The sequence below is a fragment of the Candidatus Krumholzibacteriia bacterium genome, from assembly GCA_029865265.1.
Lineage (GTDB): Bacteria > Krumholzibacteriota > Krumholzibacteriia > WVZY01 > JAKEHA01 > JAKEHA01.
This window is the reverse complement of the sequence record JAOUHG010000005.1, coordinates 86,113-102,661: the sequence shown is the minus strand read 5'-3', so window position 1 is coordinate 102,661 and position 16,549 is coordinate 86,113. Positions and strand designations below refer to the sequence as shown.

The 16,549-nt window shown below is 66.3% G+C and carries 14 protein-coding genes and 1 tRNA gene; 9 read left to right on the top strand and 6 right to left on the bottom strand.

Going from position 1 to position 16,549, the window contains the following annotated elements; translation table 11 throughout:
- Nucleotides 1–67: 67 nt before the first annotated feature.
- Nucleotides 68–1,444: an HD domain-containing protein gene (locus OEX18_04075; GenBank protein MDH4336437.1), complete on the bottom strand. Its 1,377-nt coding sequence runs from the start codon at nt 1,442–1,444 to the stop codon at nt 68–70.
- A complete protein-coding gene (locus OEX18_04070; protein MDH4336436.1) occupies nt 1,441–2,430 on the bottom strand; it encodes a flippase-like domain-containing protein in 990 nt (329 codons plus the stop codon). The genes OEX18_04075 and OEX18_04070 overlap by 4 nt, the downstream gene beginning before the upstream one ends.
- Nucleotides 2,431–2,519: 89 nt before the next feature.
- Here OEX18_04070 and OEX18_04065 point away from each other — a divergent pair, with 89 nt between their 5' ends.
- Genes OEX18_04065 through OEX18_04025 form a run of 9 tightly spaced genes read left to right on the top strand, consistent with a single transcriptional unit; the run spans nt 2,520 to nt 12,370 of the window.
- Nucleotides 2,520–2,738: a ribbon-helix-helix domain-containing protein gene (locus OEX18_04065; GenBank protein ID MDH4336435.1), complete on the top strand. Its 219-nt coding sequence runs from the start codon at nt 2,520–2,522 to the stop codon at nt 2,736–2,738.
- A 51-nt stretch (nt 2,739–2,789) separates the two neighbouring features.
- The gene (gene sat, locus OEX18_04060; protein MDH4336434.1) at nt 2,790–3,950 is read left to right on the top strand and encodes a sulfate adenylyltransferase; all 1,161 of its coding nucleotides are present in this window, start codon (nt 2,790–2,792) and stop codon (nt 3,948–3,950) included.
- A 2-nt stretch (nt 3,951–3,952) separates the two neighbouring features.
- Nucleotides 3,953–5,332 (top strand): alkaline phosphatase family protein, encoded by a 1,380-nt coding sequence (locus OEX18_04055; GenBank protein MDH4336433.1) that lies wholly within the window; start codon nt 3,953–3,955, stop codon nt 5,330–5,332.
- A gap of 21 nt (nt 5,333–5,353) precedes the next feature.
- A complete protein-coding gene (gene cysC / locus OEX18_04050) occupies nt 5,354–5,953 on the top strand; it encodes an adenylyl-sulfate kinase (protein MDH4336432.1) in 600 nt (199 codons plus the stop codon).
- A 13-nt stretch (nt 5,954–5,966) separates the two neighbouring features.
- The gene (locus OEX18_04045; GenBank protein ID MDH4336431.1) at nt 5,967–7,292 is read left to right on the top strand and encodes an alkaline phosphatase family protein; all 1,326 of its coding nucleotides are present in this window, start codon (nt 5,967–5,969) and stop codon (nt 7,290–7,292) included.
- Nucleotides 7,285–9,366 (top strand): alkaline phosphatase family protein, encoded by a 2,082-nt coding sequence (locus tag OEX18_04040; protein ID MDH4336430.1) that lies wholly within the window; start codon nt 7,285–7,287, stop codon nt 9,364–9,366. The genes OEX18_04045 and OEX18_04040 overlap by 8 nt, the downstream gene beginning before the upstream one ends.
- Nucleotides 9,363–11,330 carry an alkaline phosphatase family protein gene (locus OEX18_04035; GenBank protein MDH4336429.1) on the top strand — a complete coding sequence of 656 codons (1,968 nt, stop codon included), beginning with the start codon at nt 9,363–9,365 and terminating at the stop codon, nt 11,328–11,330. Before OEX18_04040 ends, OEX18_04035 begins: the two co-directional genes overlap by 4 nt.
- Nucleotides 11,331–11,345: 15 nt before the next feature.
- Nucleotides 11,346–11,543 carry a hypothetical protein gene (locus OEX18_04030; protein ID MDH4336428.1) on the top strand — a complete coding sequence of 66 codons (198 nt, stop codon included), beginning with the start codon at nt 11,346–11,348 and terminating at the stop codon, nt 11,541–11,543.
- A gap of 5 nt (nt 11,544–11,548) precedes the next feature.
- Nucleotides 11,549–12,370, top strand: a complete 822-nt coding sequence (locus tag OEX18_04025; protein MDH4336427.1) for a hypothetical protein — start codon at nt 11,549–11,551, stop codon at nt 12,368–12,370.
- 12 nt (nt 12,371–12,382) lie between these two features.
- Here the strand turns inward: OEX18_04025 and OEX18_04020 are convergent.
- The 4 genes from OEX18_04020 to OEX18_04005 all read right to left on the bottom strand — a co-directional run bounded on the left by OEX18_04020 (nt 12,383) and on the right by OEX18_04005 (nt 16,525).
- Nucleotides 12,383–12,471, bottom strand: a tRNA-Leu gene (locus tag OEX18_04020).
- A gap of 76 nt (nt 12,472–12,547) precedes the next feature.
- Nucleotides 12,548–14,695 carry a YCF48-related protein gene (locus tag OEX18_04015; protein ID MDH4336426.1) on the bottom strand — a complete coding sequence of 716 codons (2,148 nt, stop codon included), beginning with the start codon at nt 14,693–14,695 and terminating at the stop codon, nt 12,548–12,550.
- Nucleotides 14,696–14,782: 87 nt separating this feature from the next.
- The gene (locus OEX18_04010; GenBank protein ID MDH4336425.1) at nt 14,783–15,238 is read right to left on the bottom strand and encodes a hypothetical protein; all 456 of its coding nucleotides are present in this window, start codon (nt 15,236–15,238) and stop codon (nt 14,783–14,785) included.
- Nucleotides 15,239–15,364: 126 nt separating this feature from the next.
- Nucleotides 15,365–16,525, bottom strand: coding sequence for a right-handed parallel beta-helix repeat-containing protein (locus tag OEX18_04005; protein MDH4336424.1), 1,161 nt, complete (start codon nt 16,523–16,525; stop codon nt 15,365–15,367).
- Nucleotides 16,526–16,549 lie beyond the last annotated feature (24 nt).

Sequence of the window (16,549 nt, the reverse complement as noted above, 5' to 3'; positions counted from 1 at the left end):
AGGTTCATTCCTCACCACCTGCCAAAAAGGATACCCCTGACACCCCTTACGCTGGCTTTCTGCATTTTTATTTCCCCCCGTTGCCACTTCCCGGTTCGTTGGCCCCGACAGCCTTGATCTCGCCGAGCAGCCGCTCGCGCTCGTTCAGCGCCGGGTCGTCGGTCACCCGTTCCAGCAGTTCCTCCAGCACCGCGCGCACCCGCGGCCCCGGCCCGATCCCCAGAACGTGCATCACATCGTCCCCGTTCACGTCCAGGTCGCCCACGCCCAGTGTTGCCGCGGCGGCGAGTTCCGCCGCGACGCGCGCGCGCAGGTCGTCCAGTGCAGCGAGCTCATCGTCCAGCGCGCGCGATCGGCAGTCGGCCTCGCGCAGCATGAACAGATCGTCCAGGTGGGCCACGCCGACACGGCGCATGAATCGCCGCAGCGTCGACGGGTTCCAGGAGCGCGAATAGCGAAACATGTGCTCCTGGACGAGGTGACGGCACGCGTTGACCAGCGCGTGCGGGTAGCGCAACCGCGTGAGCACCGCTTCAGTCAGCCGCGCGCTCACGTCCTCGTGGCCGTAGAACACCACCCGCTCTCCGTCCTCGTCACGCACCACCTGGCGTGCATCCACCTTGCCGGTGTCGTGCAGGAGCGCCGCCCAGCGCACCAGCAGATCGGGCGCCGCCGCATCCAGCGTCTTGAGCGAATGCCAGTACACATCGTCCGGATGATACTGGTTCTGCGTCACCCCCACGCAGCGCTCGAGTTCCGGCAGCAGCCGGGCCAGCGCGCCGGTGGTGCGCAACAGCTCGAAGGCGGCGGCAGGACGCTCGCACTGCGTGAGCGTCTTGCTGAACTCGTCCTGCACACGCTCCGGACTCACCGTGTCGACCAGCGGCGCCGCGCGCCGCATCAAGTCGAGCGTCCCGGCGTCCACGCGCAGGGCGAAGCGCGCCAGAAAACGGGCGCCGCGCAGGATGCGCAACGGGTCCTCCTCGAAGGCACGCGGAAAGATGGCGCGCAGCACGCCGTCGCGAAGGTCGCGCTCACCGCCGCACGGATCGAAACGCGTTCCCTCGGGAACGCGCTCGGCGATGGCGTTGATGGTGAAATCGCGGCGCCCGAGGTCGTCCTCCACCGGAAGATTCCAGTCCCAGCGCACCTCGAAGTCGCGGTGCCCCACACCGGTGGAGGTTTCCAGTCGCGGATAGGCGATGTCGATGGTCCACGGCGAGCCGGCGGGAGAGAACTTGTAGACGCCGAACGCCTTGCCCACCAGCACCACGCGGCCGTGGCGGGACAGCAGAGCCTCCAGTTCCGCGGGGGGAAGGCCACGCACGAGAAAGTCGGTCTCGTGTGTATCCGGGAGCCCCAGCAGCTTGTCACGCACCGAGCCCCCGACGCGGTATAGCTCCCCGCGCTGGATGATTTCATCCTGCCAGCTGGCAGGGGTCACGAGGCACCGCCTGCCGGCTCACCGGCCTGTTGCCAGCGGATCGGCGAGCGAAGCCAGAGGGCGAACCCGGTCAGCGCGGTCAGATACGTGCCGAGCAACACGTACGAGATGGAAAAGCCAACCGCCTCCGCGCTGCCGATACCCACCGCCGAGAAGAAGTACATCACGGTCGCGTCGCGCGTCCCCAGTCCCGAAACCGAGAACGGGATCAGTTCCACCAGCGTTACGATGGGCATGATCAATACGATGTAGGCGGGATCCACCGGAATGCGCAGCAGGCACGCCACGTAGACACCCAGGAGGAAGATCAGCGTCCAGCCCAGCAGTGTCAGCCCGGCCATGGCGAGCGCGCGCCGCCGGTCGGACCCGTAGACGCGCAACGCGTCATAGAAGGTGTGGAAGTTCGCGGAGAGCCCCTCGCGTTGGCGCTCGGGAACCAGCAACGCGAACAGGGGCTTGAGAACCGCGCGCACCACGTTGCGCCGCGTCATGACGATCGCCGCCACAGCGATCAGCACCACGCCCGCCAGCAGAAGCGGCGCCGACGGGATCGCGATGTACCGCCGGGAGAAGATGACCGCGCTCACGATGCCGGCCATCAGGATGAATCCGAGATCCCACAGCCGGTCCACGAAGACGGTCAGGAGGGCCTCGCCCATGCTGCGGCCGGTGTCGTTGCGCACATAGACGGCCCGGATGGCGTCCCCCGCCTTGGCAGGTGTCACCGCCGAACCGAAGAAGCCGATCATCCATACCGCCGTGCTGCGCCGGATACCGTAGTCGATCCCCACGCAGCGCATCACGTACCACCAGCGCAGGCCACGCGCCACCGCGATGGACGCGATGAGGAGCGGGGCCCAGACCAGCATCCCCCGGTCCATGGCGGCGAGTATGGCAAGAATGCGGTCGGGCCCGGTGCGGAGCACGATCCAGGCAAAGATCGAGAGGCCGACCAGGGGCATCAGGATGCTGAGGGCTTTCTTCATGACTCTGCGGCGTTCCAGGCCGTGGGGGCTTGACGGGCCCGGCCGGACACCCCTATAATACTCCAATCATAGTATTTTTGGAGCCCAATTTGAAGCACGACAAAGTCACCATCAAGATCCCCCGCCCGCTGTATACCAAGGTTCAGCAGCTCATCGATGAGTCGGGTTTCAACTCGCCCACCGATTTCATCGTGTATGTTCTGCGCGATGTCCTGAGCCAGCACGAAGCGGACCGGGCCGATCGATTCACGCCCGAGGAACTCACGGCCATCAAGCAGAAACTGCGCCGCCTCGGCTATCTCGACTGATCGAGCCGGCCGGACAGCCCCGGCCGGACTCGCTTGGCAGGAGGACACCCGATGATTCTTCCGCATGGCGGGACGCTTGTCTCGCGCATTGCCACCGCGGGCGAGCGCGACGCGCTCCGCGCCGCCGCCCACACCCTTCCCGTCGTCGAAATGAACGCCCGCGAGGCGTCCGACCTGCTCCTGATCGCCATCGGCGCCATGAGCCCGCTCACCGGGTTCATGCGCAGTGACGCGTACGACGCCGTCCTGGAGCGTATGCGCCTGCCCTCGGGGCTGGCCTGGTCGCTCCCGGTCACGCTGTCCGCGCCGCGCGAGTCCGTCGCCGGCATGAAGGCCCCCTTCCGGGCCGCGCTTCGTTCCCCCCAGGGCAGCATCGTCGGCGTCATGGATGTGGAGGAAGTCTACTTCCCCGACAAGGAGCGCGAGGCCCAGCAGGCGCTGGGCACCACCGACGAGAAACACCCCGGCGTGCAGTACCTGCGCACCACGGGTGAGGCCTACCTGGGCGGCCCGGTGTGGATGCTCGAGCGTCTCAAGAACGGCGAGTTCGGCGACCACGAGCTCGATCCGGCCGAGACACGCGCCCTGTTTGCCAGCAGGAAATGGGAGCGCGTATGCGCCTTCCAGACCCGCAACCCCATCCACCGTGCGCACGAGTATCTCATCAAGTGCGCCCTCGAGACCATGGATGGTTTCCTCATCCACCCGGCCATGGGCGAGACCAAATCCGACGACGTCCCCGCCAGCGCGCGCATGGAGTGTTACCTGGCGCTGATGGCGAACTACTTCTCGGCCGACCATATCGCGCTGTCGACGTTTCCCTACGCCATGCGCTACGCGGGGCCGCGCGAGGCCATCCTGCACGCCATCATCCGCAAGAACTACGGCTGCAGCCACTTCATCGTGGGGCGCGACCATGCCGGTGTGGGCAACTACTACGGCACCTACGACGCGCAGAAGATCTTCTCCACCTTCGAGGACGGCGAACTGGCCATCACCCCCATGTTCTTCGAGCATTCCTTCTACTGCACGCGCTGCGGCGGCATGGCGTCGCAGAAGACCTGCCCGCACGGGCCCGAGGACCGCGTCGCGTTGAGCGGCACCCGGGTTCGCGACCTGCTCACCCAGGGCAGCGACCTGCCGGCCGAATTCACGCGCCACGAGGTGGCCGAGATTCTCCACCGCCACTACGCCGCCGCCAAGGAGAGCTAGCCATGTCTCCCCGCCTGGTGGTCATCGGGCTCGACTGCGTAACGCCCGAGCTCTTCTTCGGCCCCTGGCTCGACGAGATGCCCAACGTGCGCCGGCTCATGCAGGGCGGCATCCACGGCCACCTCGTATCCACGGTTCCGCCGATTACCGTCCCCGCGTGGATGGCGATGATGACCTCACAGGATCCGGGTCAGCTGGGCATCTACGGCTTCCGCAACCGCGGATCGCACGTCTACGAGGACATCTTCACCGTGAACTCGACGCACGTGCAGGCCAAGACGGTGTGGAACGTGCTGTCGAGGAACCGGCTGCGTTCCATTGTAATGGGTGTTCCGCTCACCTATCCGCCCAAACCGCTCAACGGGCTGATGGTCGGTTGCTTCCTCACTCCCGACAAGAGCGCCACCTACACGCACCCGCCGGAGCTCGCGGGACGTCTCGACGAACTCGCCGGCGGCGAGTACATCATCGACGTGAAAGACTTCCGCAACGAGCGCAAGCAGGAGACGCTGGACCAGATCAAGGTCATGACCGAGCGTCGTTTCCGCGCCTTCCGGGGCCTCCTCACGCAGGAGGACTGGGACTTCGCCATGATGGTGGAGATGGGACCGGACCGGCTGCACCATGCCTTCTGGCGCTACTTCGACACGGGACACCGGCTCTACGAGCGCGGCAACCCGTTCGAGGATGTCGTGCATCGGTACTACCTCGAGATGGACCGCGAAATCGGCCGCACCCTCGAGGTGGTCCCTGCCGACGCGTCCGTCATCGTCGTGTCCGACCACGGCGCCAAGCGCATGACGGGGGCCGTGTGCATCAACGAGTTCCTCATGCGCGAGGGTTACCTGACCCTCAAGGAGAAGCCCGCCAAGCCCACCCGCCTCAAACCCGAGATGGTGGACTGGAGCCGCACCACGGCGTGGGGCGATGGCGGCTACTACGCGCGCATCTTCCTGAACATCGCCGGCCGCGAGCCGGCGGGTACCATCGCGCCCGCCGACGTGGAGCGCTTCAGCCGCGAACTCGCGGGCAAGATCGAGGCACTGGGCGACGACAGGGGGAACCCCATCGGCACCAAGGTGTACTTCCCGGACGACATCTACCGCGAACGCCGCGGCGTGTCCCCGGACATGGTGGTCTACCTCGGCGACCTCGAATGGCGCAGCGCGGGAACGGTGGGCACCGGCAGCGTGCACATCTTCGAGAACGACACCGGACCCGATGACGCCAACCACGCCCAGGAGGGTATCTTCCTGTGGCACAACCGCGGACGCGCGCCCTCGGCGCCGGTGGAGAAGGTCTCCATCTACGATGTGGCGCCTTCTATTCTCGACTACTTCTCAATTAAACCGCCGCCCGAGATGATCGGGCGCATCATCTGACAGAAACGGCCTGGAGGACGCATGAAAGGATTCACCCTGTGGTTTACCGGACTTCCCTCTTCGGGAAAGTCGACCCTCGCCCGGCAGGTCGAGGAGATTCTCCTCGAGCGGGGCATGAACGTCGAGGTGCTCGACGGTGACGAGGTTCGTGAGAACCTGAGCAAGGGGCTCGGCTTCTCCAAGGAAGACCGCGACACCAATATTCGCCGCATCGGTTTCGTGGCCAAGGTACTCTCGCGCAACGGCGCGGTGGCCGTCACCGCCGCCATCTCCCCCTACCGCGAGGTGCGCGACGAGATGCGCCGCGCGATCGGTCGCTTCGTCGAGGTGTACGTGCGCTGCCCCATCGAGGTACTGACCGAGCGCGACGTCAAAGGTCTGTACAAGAAGGCGCTGGCCGGCGAGATCAAGCACTTCACCGGTGTCGACGATCCATATGAGGAACCGCTCAAGCCGGAAATCCTGATCGACAGCGACAAGGAAACCGTCGAGGAGAGCGTGTCGAAGATCATCCGCACGCTGGAAGTGCTCGAATTCGTGCCGCGTGCTGTCGGCGCGGAGTACTCCGCGGCCGAAGAGGAAACCATCAAGAAGCGTCTGTCGGACCTGGGCTACATCTAGGCGCGTAATTCCCATGGCACTGAAGTGGTTCCAACAGCCGACCCGGCGCGTTTGCGTGGTCGGTCTCGACGGTGTACCGTGTTCCATGATCCGCCGCTTCGTCGAGGCTGGTGTGATGCCACGCCTGGGCGAGATCGCGGCGGCGGGCGCACTGCGGGACATGACGGTGTCGCTGCCGGAGATTTCCTCGGTGAGCTGGTCGACCTTCATGACCGGGCGCAATCCCGGCGAACACGGCATCTTCGGTTTCACCGACCTGCACGCCGGCACCTACACGCAGAGCTTCCCCAGTTTCCGTGACCTGAAGACCGATACCATCTGGGACCGCCTCGGTGAGCGCAAGATGCGCAGCGTGGTCATCAACCAGCCCGCCACCTACCCGGCGCGGCCCGTGCACGGCGCCCTGGTGTCGGGTTTCGTATCGGTGCACCTGGACAAGTCGGTGTTCCCCGCGCGCTATCTGCGCACGCTGCGCGACCTCGACTACGAGGTGGACCTGGACGCGTCCGCCCTGCGCGACGATCCCCCCGCCCTGTTCAAGAAGCTGCATCAGATGCTGCGCGTGCGCGAGCAGTTGATGAACATGCTGTGGGAAGAGGAGAAGTGGAACCTGATGGAAGTGGTGATCACCGGCACCGACCGGCTGCACCATTTCCTCTTCGACGCCTACGAGGATGCCAGCCATCCCCACCACGCCGACTTCCTGGACTACTACCGTGCCATCGACGCCTTCGTGGGGCGCGTGCATGACCGCTTTCAGGCCGACAAGGAAGCGGCTGGTTTCTTCGTTCTCTCCGACCACGGGTTCTGCCAGACCCGGCACGAGGTGAACGTGAACCGCGTTCTCGCCGAGCACGGGTTCCTGGTTCTCAACGACCCGGGCGCGCGCGACATCGACGCCATCTCGGAGCATGCCACCGCCTTCGCGCTCGACCCGTCGCGCATCTATGTTCATCACCGCGGGCGCTTCCCGCGCGGCAGCGTGGGCCCCGAACGGGTGGAGGGACTCCTGCAGGAAATCAGCGCGGTGTTCGATCGCCTCGAGCACGACGGCGAGAAGGTGATCCGCCGGGTGGTGCGCGGCAGCGACGTGTACAGCGGACCCGAGAGCGGGCGCGCGCCGGACCTCGTCCTCATAACCAGCAACGGCTTCGACCTCAAGGGGCGGGTGCAGGCCGACGCCGTGGTCACACCGCGGCGCCTGCAGGGCATGCACACCTGGGACGACGCCTTCCTCGCCACCTCGCGGCCCGACCTCATTCCCGGCGATCACGACTTGACGCTGGTGGATGTGCCGGGCATGATCATGCATTGCCTCGGTGCCGACAAAGATGAGTAGTTCCCGCGCACGGCATGCCGCGCATGCCTTCGTTCTCGTCGCCCTGCTCGCGCTTCCCGCGAGCGCGCACGCGTACATCGGCCCCGGCGCCGGCTTCGCGCTCATTTCTTCGTTCGTCACGCTTGCGGTGGCGTTCGCGGCCGCCTTCTTCGCCGCGTTCACGCTCCCGGTCCGCGCCGCCATCCGCGGCTGGAAGCGGCGCCGCTCGCTGCGCCGGGCCCGCGCACGCCGCGTCATCGTCCTCGGCCTGGACGGCCTCGACCCTCGCATCTGCGACGAGCTCATGGCGCGTGGCGAGCTTCCCAACCTGAGCAAGCTGCGCGACGAGGGCGCCTACCGCCGCCTGGAGACGTCGATGCCCGCGCTTTCTCCGGTGGCGTGGTCCACCTTCGCCACGTCGACCGACTGCTCCGGTCACGGGATCTACGACTTCATCGCGCGCGACCCGCGCAGCTACGCACCGCAGCTCTCCTCCAGCGAAGTCTACGGCAGCACGCGCGTGATCCGGCTGGGGCCGATTCGCATTCCGATTTCGCGCGGGGGCGTGCGCGGCCTGCGCCGCAGCCGAACCTTCTGGAGCGTCCTCAGCGACCACGGCGTGTTCAGCAGCGTGCTGCGCGTGCCCATCACCTTCCCGGTCGAGAAGATCGACGGCGTGATGGTAGCGGGCATGTGCGTGCCGGACCTGCGGGGAACGCAGGGGTCCTTCACGCTGCTGAGCAGCGAAGCGCCGGCGCGGGAGATCGGCGGCGTGCGCGTGTCCATCCCGGCCGAGGGCGGCACCGTCGAGATCCCCGGCCCGCCCAGCCCGCTCGACGGCGGCGTGGTTACCACCGCGGTCACCATCCGCCGCGCGCGCAACAAGCGCGGCGAGGAGCGCTTCGAGCTCGTCGCCGGCAGCGAGGTCATTGCGCTCGACGTGGGACGCTACACGCCCTGGGTACGGCTGCCCTTCCGCGCGGGACGGGGTGTGACCATGCACGGCATCGCGCGCTTCCTGCCGGTGTCGCTCAACGGTTCCATCGCGGTCTACATGACACCCATTCACATCGATCCGGAGAAGCCGGCGCTTCCCATCTCGCACCCGTCGGTGTTTTCGGTGTATCTCGCCAAGCTGCAGGGGGCCTTCGCAACCCTGGGCCTCGCCGAGGACACGGGTGCGCTCAACGACGACGTCATCGACGAGCAGGGGTTCCTCGACCAGGCGTACGGCATCCACGACGAACGGCGCGCCATGTGGTTCCACACCCTCGATCGCCTGCGCAACGGACTGGCCGTGTGCGTGTTCGACGTGAGCGACCGCCTGCAGCACATGTTCTACCGCTATCTCGACCCCACCCACCCCGCCAACGCGGGCCGCGACACCACGCGCCACGCCGACGCGCTGCACGACATGTACCGGCGCATGGATGTACTGGTGGGTGAGACCATGCGCTATGTCGACAAGAAGACGGCCGTGTTCGTGATTTCCGACCACGGCTTCTCCAACTTCCGCCGCGGGGTCAATCTGAACGCCTGGCTCGAGCGCGAGGGATTGCTCGCGGTCAGGGAAGGCGCGGCGCCGGGCGAGTACCTGAGCGCGGTGGACTGGTCGCGCACGCAGGCCTACGCACTCGGCCTGGGCGGCATCTACGTCAACCGCAAGGGCCGCGAGCGCCAGGGCATCGTCGAGGAGCGCGACGTGGCCGCGGTCAAGAAGCGCATCGAAGACGGACTGGTTGCGTTGCGCGACGGCGACGCCCGGCCCATCCGCCGCATGGTCGATGTCGAGCGCGACATGAAGGGCCCCTACCGCAGCGTGGGCCCGGACCTGCTGCCGGGCTACGAAGCCGGTTACCGTGTTTCGTGGGATTGCGCCAAGGGCTGCGTGCGCCCCGAACTCTTCGAGGACAATACCAGGCGCTGGAGCGGTGACCACTGCGTGGACTCGCACATCGTTCCCGGCGTGATGTTCACCAACGTGCCGCTCTCCAAGTCCGACTCGCGTCTCATCGACATGGGCCCGACCGTGCTGGATATCTTCGGCGTGCCCGTTCCCGGATACATGGCGGGAAGGAGCATGCTGCAGCGATGATGCGCCTGTTCCCGGCCCTGCTGCTGCTGTCCATGACGTCCGCCGCCGCGCCGGCGCGGGCGAGCGACAGCCCGCACGTGGTCGTCATTGGTATCGACGGCATGGATCCCGACATGCTCACCCGCTTCATGGACGCGGGCCGCATGCCGAACTTCCGCGCGCTGATCAGCGAAGGACAGCTGCTGCCGCTGGGGACCTCCATTCCCCCGCAGAGCCCGGTGGCGTGGTCCAACTTCATTACCGGGACCGACCCGGGATCGCACGGGATCTTCGACTTCATCCACCGCGATCCCGCCACGTACACCCCCATCTTTTCGGCCGCGGAGATCAAGCAACCCGAGAAGACCCTCTCGCTGGGCGACTGGATCCTGCCGCTCTCGAAGGGTGGCACGGTTCTGCTGCGCCGCGGCGAGGCATTCTGGGAGACTCTGGAACGCGCCGGTGTCCCGTGCACGGTCATCCGCGTACCGGCCAACTACCCGCCCTCCCCCACCGCGCAGAAGACGCTGTCGGGCATGGGAACGCCCGACCTGCTGGGTTCCTACGGATCCTTCACCCTCTTCACCGACGATCCCGAGTGGGAAGGTGCCATGGCCAGTGGCGGGCGCATTCGCCTGGTGAAGGCGAGCGACGGACGCGTCACCACCACCATTGAAGGGCCGCGCAATTCCCTGCGCCGCAGCCAGCCGGTGCTCGAGTGTCCTCTCACCATCGACGTCGACCCGGGGAGCGATGCGGTGCGTGTCACGGTGTCCTCGGAAGAAGCGTTCCTGCGCAGCGGCGAGTGGAGCGGCTGGCTGCCGGTTGAATTCGACCTGGTGGGACCGTTCAAGAAGCTGCACGGCATGTGCCGCTTCTATCTCAAGTCCACCGCCCCGTTGCACCTGTACGCGTCGCCCATCAACATCGACCCGCGTCGCCCGGCGCTCCCCATTTCCACGCCGGAGGATCTTGCCAGCGATCTCGCGGAGCGAACCGGCCCCTACTACACGCAGGGTATCGCTGAAGACACCAAGGCGCTGGAAGCGGGCGTCTTCGACGACGCCCAGTTCGTGACCCAGACCGACACCATCATGGCGGAGCGCGAACGCATGCACGACGTTCTGCTGCATGACTACAAGGATGGACTGCTCTTCTTCTACGTATCGACCGTCGACCAGTCCTGTCACGCCCTGTGGCGGGATACCGACCCCGCGCACCCCGCGCACGTCGAGGGCAACGGGTTTGAAGACCGCTTCGGCGAGTTGTACGAGGAGATGGACCGCATGCTGGGCGAGGTGCGTGCCCGCATCCCCGCCGACGCCACCATCATCATTCTCTCCGACCACGGCTTCGCGCCGTTCTACAAGAAGGTCAACATCAATACCTGGCTGTACCAGAACGGGTATCTCGCCCTGATACGCCCGGAGGAGATCGGACGGCACCCGCTCTTCGGCAACGTGTTCTGGCGGCGCACACGTGCCTACGCGGCGGGTCTCAACGGCCTGTACGTCAACCTGGCCGGCCGCGAGGGCAAGGGTATCGTGCCGACGGGCCCACAGTATGACGCACTGCTCGACGAACTGCGCGCGAAGCTTCTGGAACTGCGCGACCCCGATACCGGCGAGCAGATCATCACCACCGTCTACAAGGCCAGCGAGGTCTACCACGGCGACGAGGTACGCAACGCGCCCGACCTCATCGTGGGCTACAACCGCGGTTATCGTTCCAGCGACGACTCCGCGCTGGGCACGGTGTCGCCCGACCTGATCACCCTGAATTTCAACAAGTGGACGGGCGATCACTGCATCGATCACCGCTGGGTTCCCGGTGTGCTCATTTCCAACCGGCATTTCGCGGTGGCGGATCCCTCACTGATCGACGTGCCGACCACGATCATCCGCCTCTTCGGCGTCGATCCACCCGCGGCCATGAAGGGCCGCAACCTGTTCGCGGCGGGATCCACAACCGCCGCCGCGCACTGACAAGGAGGAAGAGCCATGTTTGGGAAGAACAAGGTCACCCTGGAGAAGTCGCTGTACGGGCGCGTCAAGGCCGCGTCCGAGAAGGCCGGATATGCGTCGGTGGAAGAGTTCGTCACGCACGTCCTGGAGCGCGAACTGGCCCGCGGTGAAGACGGCGGGCGCAGCGAAGCCGACGTGAAGAAGCAACTCGAAGGCCTGGGCTACATCTCCTGAACCCGGTGCACGTCTTCTCGCGCATCATCACGCTCGTGTTCGACGGGCTCCTGCTGCCGTTCGGCACCCACCGGCTGGCGGGCCTGCTGGTCGTCTCCGCCCTGTCCGGGGCAATCCTGGCCCTGCTCTTCCGCGCCACCTCGGACCAGGCGCGCATTCGCCACGCACGCGATATCTTCAAGGCGCGCGTGCTCGAGATGCGCATCTACCCGGACGACATCGTGCTCATCACACGCGCCCTGCTGGGCGCGCTCGCCGCACAGCTCACCTACCTGCGTGTCGCGCTCAAGCCCATCCTGGTGGTGCTGGTGGTCGCCATACCCATGTTTCTGCAATTGGAGGCGCGCTTCGCGGCGGCACCGTTGCGGCCCGGTGATCGCACGCTCGTTACCGCGACCCTCAAGGAAGGGCTGGACGCGCGCACCGTTCCCGCCGACCTGCAGTCCGAAGGCGGCATGCGGGTGGACCCGTCGCCGCTGCGCGTGCCCGCCACGCGCGAGATCGTGTGGCGTACCGCGCTGGCCGAATCCGGCGACGCCGCACTCACCCTCACGCTCTACGACCGTCCCTATCACTTCGACGTGCACGCGTCCAACGGCACCGGTGTCATCGGGCGCAGCCGCACCGCGCACGGATTCGCCGACCCGCTGTTGCATCCCGGTCTGCCTTCCATCCCGGCGGATTCACCCGTCGCGGCGCTGCGCGTCACCTACCCGGACGATTCCTACCACCTCTTCGGGCGCCGCATGGGCTGGTTGAGCGTATTCCTCATCGGCTCCTTCGTGGGCGCGGTGCTGCCCGCGTGGCTCCTGCGGATTCAGCTGTAGGCTGGGTAGGGTTGGTGCCGGAGCCCGGATTCGAACCGGGACGGAGCTTTCGCTCCAGCGGATTTTAAGTCCCCTGCGTCTACCAGTTTCGCCACTCCGGCATCGGTCGCGACGCGAATAGCGTAGGCCGCGGCTCCCGTGACCGCAAGACGGAACTCCGGGATCGCAAATGGCTGGTCAGCGGAGTAATAGAATGCGGACGGTCTGCGTGGCGCCGGCCGCTGAGATCCGGACGAAGTAGATTCCGGTGCGCAGGTCGATGTCGGACCGGTTTGCGTCCAGGCGATAGGATTGCCATCCCGCCCCCATCCCGGGGACGCTGTCGGCGAAGATGCGCCGGCCCGCGACGTCGAATACCTCGAGATCCACGTCGGACGTCCGCGGCAGACCGAAGCGTATGTCGGTCTCGTCGCGGAACGGGTTGGGGGCGTTGGCCAGCATGGTCAGAACGGACGGGGCCGCCGGCGTGATGCCGGGCACGAAGTTCGCCGTCTGGATCACCGGGCCGTTGATGGAGATGTTGCGCGGATTCTGCGTTCCGCTGTAGGCGCCGCTCCCGCTTCCGCTCCACGACTGGAACGAGTAGCCGGAGTCCGGCACGGCGGTCACGGTGACGATGCTGCCGGCGTCGTACCAGCCGCCCGCGGGGGCCACCGATCCCCCGCTTCCGGCCACGGTGACGAGCGTGTACTGCGCGCGGAATGTCGTGGTCAGGTTCGTGTTGGAAACGAGTGCGACGGTATGACTGGCCGCACCGCCGTCGCTCCAGCTGGAAAACAGGTAACGCGTGTCGGCCGTGACTCCCTGGGGCGAGGTGGCGTCGACGGTGTGCGAACTCCCCGGCGTCCACGTAAACTGCTGCGAGCCGCTGTACGTCGTTCCGTCCACCACGAAGGAGCGGCCGGCGGGCACGCAACTGACCACGACCGTCACCTCGGTTCCGAACGCGGCCACCTGGGTGACCGGCGCATTCATCCTCACCGTTGCGGGGTTTGCCCATCCGCTGTACGAACCGCTCCCGCTTCCCGTCCAGCCGTTGAAGGCAAAGCCCGGGGCCGGCGTGGCGGTGATCACCACGTCCGCGCCGGCGGGATACCAGGCGTCGGCGGGCGTCACCGTCCCGTTTGCCCCCGCCTGCGTGTCGAGCGCGTACTCGGTCTGAAACGACGCCGTGTACGCCGCGTCGTCCACCGGGCTCACGGTATGGCTTATCGCACCGCCATCGCTCCATCCCTGCCAGAGGTGGCGGGTACCCGCCCCCTGGGTCTGGGTGGGCGTGGTTGCGATGGTGTGCGGCGACCCGGCCTCCCAGAGAAAGGTCTGCGTGCTGGTGTAGCCAACGCCATCCACGGTGAAACTCCGCCCGGGCGGATCGGTGCCGACGGTCACGCTTGCGCCCGACGGCACGCTCGCAAAGAACACCCCGTTGAGTGCGACCGCGGCCGGGTTGGAGACGATCCACGTTTCGCCGCCATCGCTGGTTCGCAGCAGCGCACCCCCCACGCCGGCCGCCCAGCCGAAGCGATCATCGATGAAGTAGATGCTGCGCAGCTCGGTCGCCACGGGGCGCTGTTCGGACCAGTTGGTGCCACCGTCGAGCGTGCGCAGCACGCTGCCCGACAGGCCGGCGGCCCACCCGGTCTGGGCGTCGACGAAACACACCGCGTTCAGACCGCTCGTGGTCGGGTTCGAAGACGCCCATGAACTCCCGCCGTTGGCTGTCCTGAGAACGACGCCGTTTCCACCCACCACCCAGCCGTTGGAAGCATCGGTGAACCACACGTCCTTCAGTGTGGCCGTGGTTGGTGATGCGGCAATCCAGCTCACACCGCCATTCACGGTGCGCAGTACGGTGCCATTGCCGACCGCCCAGCCCGTGTCTTGATCCAGGAAGAACACGCCGCGCAGCGCGGCACTGGTCGGTGTCGAGGTTGTCCACGTCGCCCCGCCGTCAGCGGTACGCAGCACCTTTCCGCCGTCCCCGACGATCCACCCGGTGTCGACATCGACAAAATGTACATCGTTGAGATTGAGCAGCCCCGGGCTGCTCTGAAGCCAGTTCTGGCCGCCATCCACCGTGCGGATCAGCACGCCAGCGTTGCCGACGGCCCAGCCGTGGGTGTCCGATACGAAATGAACGCCGTTGAGCGTCACCGCGGCCGGATTGGAAGACGACCAGTTCTCACCATGATCGAGCGACCGGATGACCAGTCCATTGCCACCCACCGCAAAACCGCTGGCGTGGGCGTGCGGAACGCCAAGTGCCTGCAGGAAAAGAAGAAACCCCGCCGCGCAGGACGGCCCTATGAGAACTCTGGAGGACATTGCAGGGAGGGGACTGCACGCAACGTGCCGGTGGGGCCCCGGCGGGGTCCCAACCTGAGGTGTTTCTCCGGCAGCGGCGCCGTGCCGCTAGTTCTGCGGAACGGTCTTCCCGCCCACGTCGGTCGTCGTGGGCTGCGGCACCGCCGGAGACTTGTCGGCCACCCGCACCATGCCCGTGGTGAGTCGCGTGCTGTTCCAATCCTCGAGCACACCGTCACGAAACGCGAGCACGTACGTCCTGGTATCCCCCGAGGACTCGTCGATATCGACGTAGGTCCACGTCTCGTAGAGCATTCCCTCGCGCGTTCGCTTTTCGGGATATCCCCACGAGGCAAGCACCCCGAAGCGGTCCATTCCCTTCACCACCTGACCACTGTTGATACGGTCGGCGTAGGGACTGGCGGGATTCTCACTCTGGTATTGTGCGCGCAACTCGGACAGGTACGCGGGCGGCTTCTCCTGGGACAGTCGCAGCGTCGTCGAGCAGCCTGAGAGCAGGAAGACTACAGAAACCGACAAGAGCCAATGTGGGGCCCGGCGCATGACGGCCTCCTTCCCGCGAAAGACGACCGGCGATGGCCACGAGGTCCATCGCCGACGGACTTCGCTTTACACCTACAAGTATCGTCCCGCTTCTGGAGGGTGTCAACGGCACGGATTTGCCGGCCGCTACCTGGCGCCGCGGTATATGTCCTTAAGTTGGCCCCAGGTAATGGGTTTCACACTTACGCCCCCGCACACCGGTGCCAACGCGCCAATCAGCCCGCAGCCCGCGCCATCCGGATGCAAACCCGGCGCGCACGGCGAGCCACCCGAGATGGAGAACACGCCGGATCCCACCGCCCCGCAGAACTGGGGATCGGCGGAGAAATTCCCGCCCGCATCCAGCACACCGGCCGGGAACGAGTCCGGACTGTTGCCGTAGACGTCGCTGCACGAGATCGACAACACGCTGCCGTTGATCGCGGTGAATGTCGGCGACCCCGACCCGCGGGCGACAATCGAGCGGCTCACTTGCACCGAGGGGCAGGCGTTCAGGAAGATCGCCGTTGCTTCTCCGGCCATGTTCTCCGCGATCGTGCACGAGGTCACCGAACTCGGCCACACGTTGCGCGCAAAAATCGCACCCCCCTGGGACTCCGCTGAATTGAAGGCAATCAGGCACTGTTCGAGATTGAAGCCGTTGTGCACCGCGTAGAGCGCTCCCCCGCTGCCCGTGGCCCGGTTGCGGGTGAACGTGCAATTGCGAAATGTCGGTGTTTCCGAACTGTTGACCAGAAAGACCGCGCCGCCGTTGATGGCCTGGTTGTTGAAGAACTCGCAATCCACCAGTTGCGGCGAACTCACACCACCACACCAGATGGCCCCGCCGTAGTTGGCAATGTTGTCTCGGAACACGCACTCCCGGTAGATGTCGTGAGAGAGGTGCGTGGCGAGCCCCCCACCGGTCCAGTCGCCATACGCGGGCGCCATGCCCCGCCGGATGGTAAATCCCTCCACCACGATGTCGTTCCAGCCGGCCACGAACATAACGCGACCCCGGTACTCGCCGTCGAGCACCGTAGACTGGGCACCGCCCTCACCACGCAGCACGAATCCGTTCTGCCCGCGCTGAATGTAGATCATGCCGTAGTCGTTGCCGGTTCCCTGCGCGGTCCAGCCGTAGGTCCCGGCGGCGACGAGCACCGTGTCGCCGACGGCCGCGCTGTCGATACCGGCCTGGATGGTGGGAGCGTCGCCGCTATGGTCCGCCTTGACGTACCAGGTGCGAGCGACGGCCGCGGGTGCCATGGCGGCCAGAAGGAGAAACGCCGTCAGGGTGCGTCTCATGTGTGTCTCCATGGGAAGAGGGCG

What these genes read in the sequence shown, in the direction of transcription:
- OEX18_04040 (MDH4336430.1), top strand. Translation starts at nt 7,285, where the DNA reads ATGAGTAGTTCCCGCGCACGGCATGCCGCGCATGCCTTCGTTCTCGTC.
- OEX18_04005 (MDH4336424.1), bottom strand. Translation starts at nt 16,525, where the DNA reads ATGAGACGCACCCTGACGGCGTTTCTCCTTCTGGCCGCCATGGCACCC.
- cysC (MDH4336432.1), top strand. Translation starts at nt 5,354, where the DNA reads ATGAAAGGATTCACCCTGTGGTTTACCGGACTTCCCTCTTCGGGAAAG.
- OEX18_04015 (MDH4336426.1), bottom strand. Translation starts at nt 14,695, where the DNA reads ATGTCCTCCAGAGTTCTCATAGGGCCGTCCTGCGCGGCGGGGTTTCTT.
- OEX18_04070 (MDH4336436.1), bottom strand. Translation starts at nt 2,430, where the DNA reads ATGAAGAAAGCCCTCAGCATCCTGATGCCCCTGGTCGGCCTCTCGATC.
- OEX18_04010 (MDH4336425.1), bottom strand. Translation starts at nt 15,238, where the DNA reads ATGCGCCGGGCCCCACATTGGCTCTTGTCGGTTTCTGTAGTCTTCCTG.
- OEX18_04045 (MDH4336431.1), top strand. Translation starts at nt 5,967, where the DNA reads ATGGCACTGAAGTGGTTCCAACAGCCGACCCGGCGCGTTTGCGTGGTC.
- OEX18_04055 (MDH4336433.1), top strand. Translation starts at nt 3,953, where the DNA reads ATGTCTCCCCGCCTGGTGGTCATCGGGCTCGACTGCGTAACGCCCGAG.
- OEX18_04035 (MDH4336429.1), top strand. Translation starts at nt 9,363, where the DNA reads ATGATGCGCCTGTTCCCGGCCCTGCTGCTGCTGTCCATGACGTCCGCC.
- sat (MDH4336434.1), top strand. Translation starts at nt 2,790, where the DNA reads ATGATTCTTCCGCATGGCGGGACGCTTGTCTCGCGCATTGCCACCGCG.
- OEX18_04030 (MDH4336428.1), top strand. Translation starts at nt 11,346, where the DNA reads ATGTTTGGGAAGAACAAGGTCACCCTGGAGAAGTCGCTGTACGGGCGC.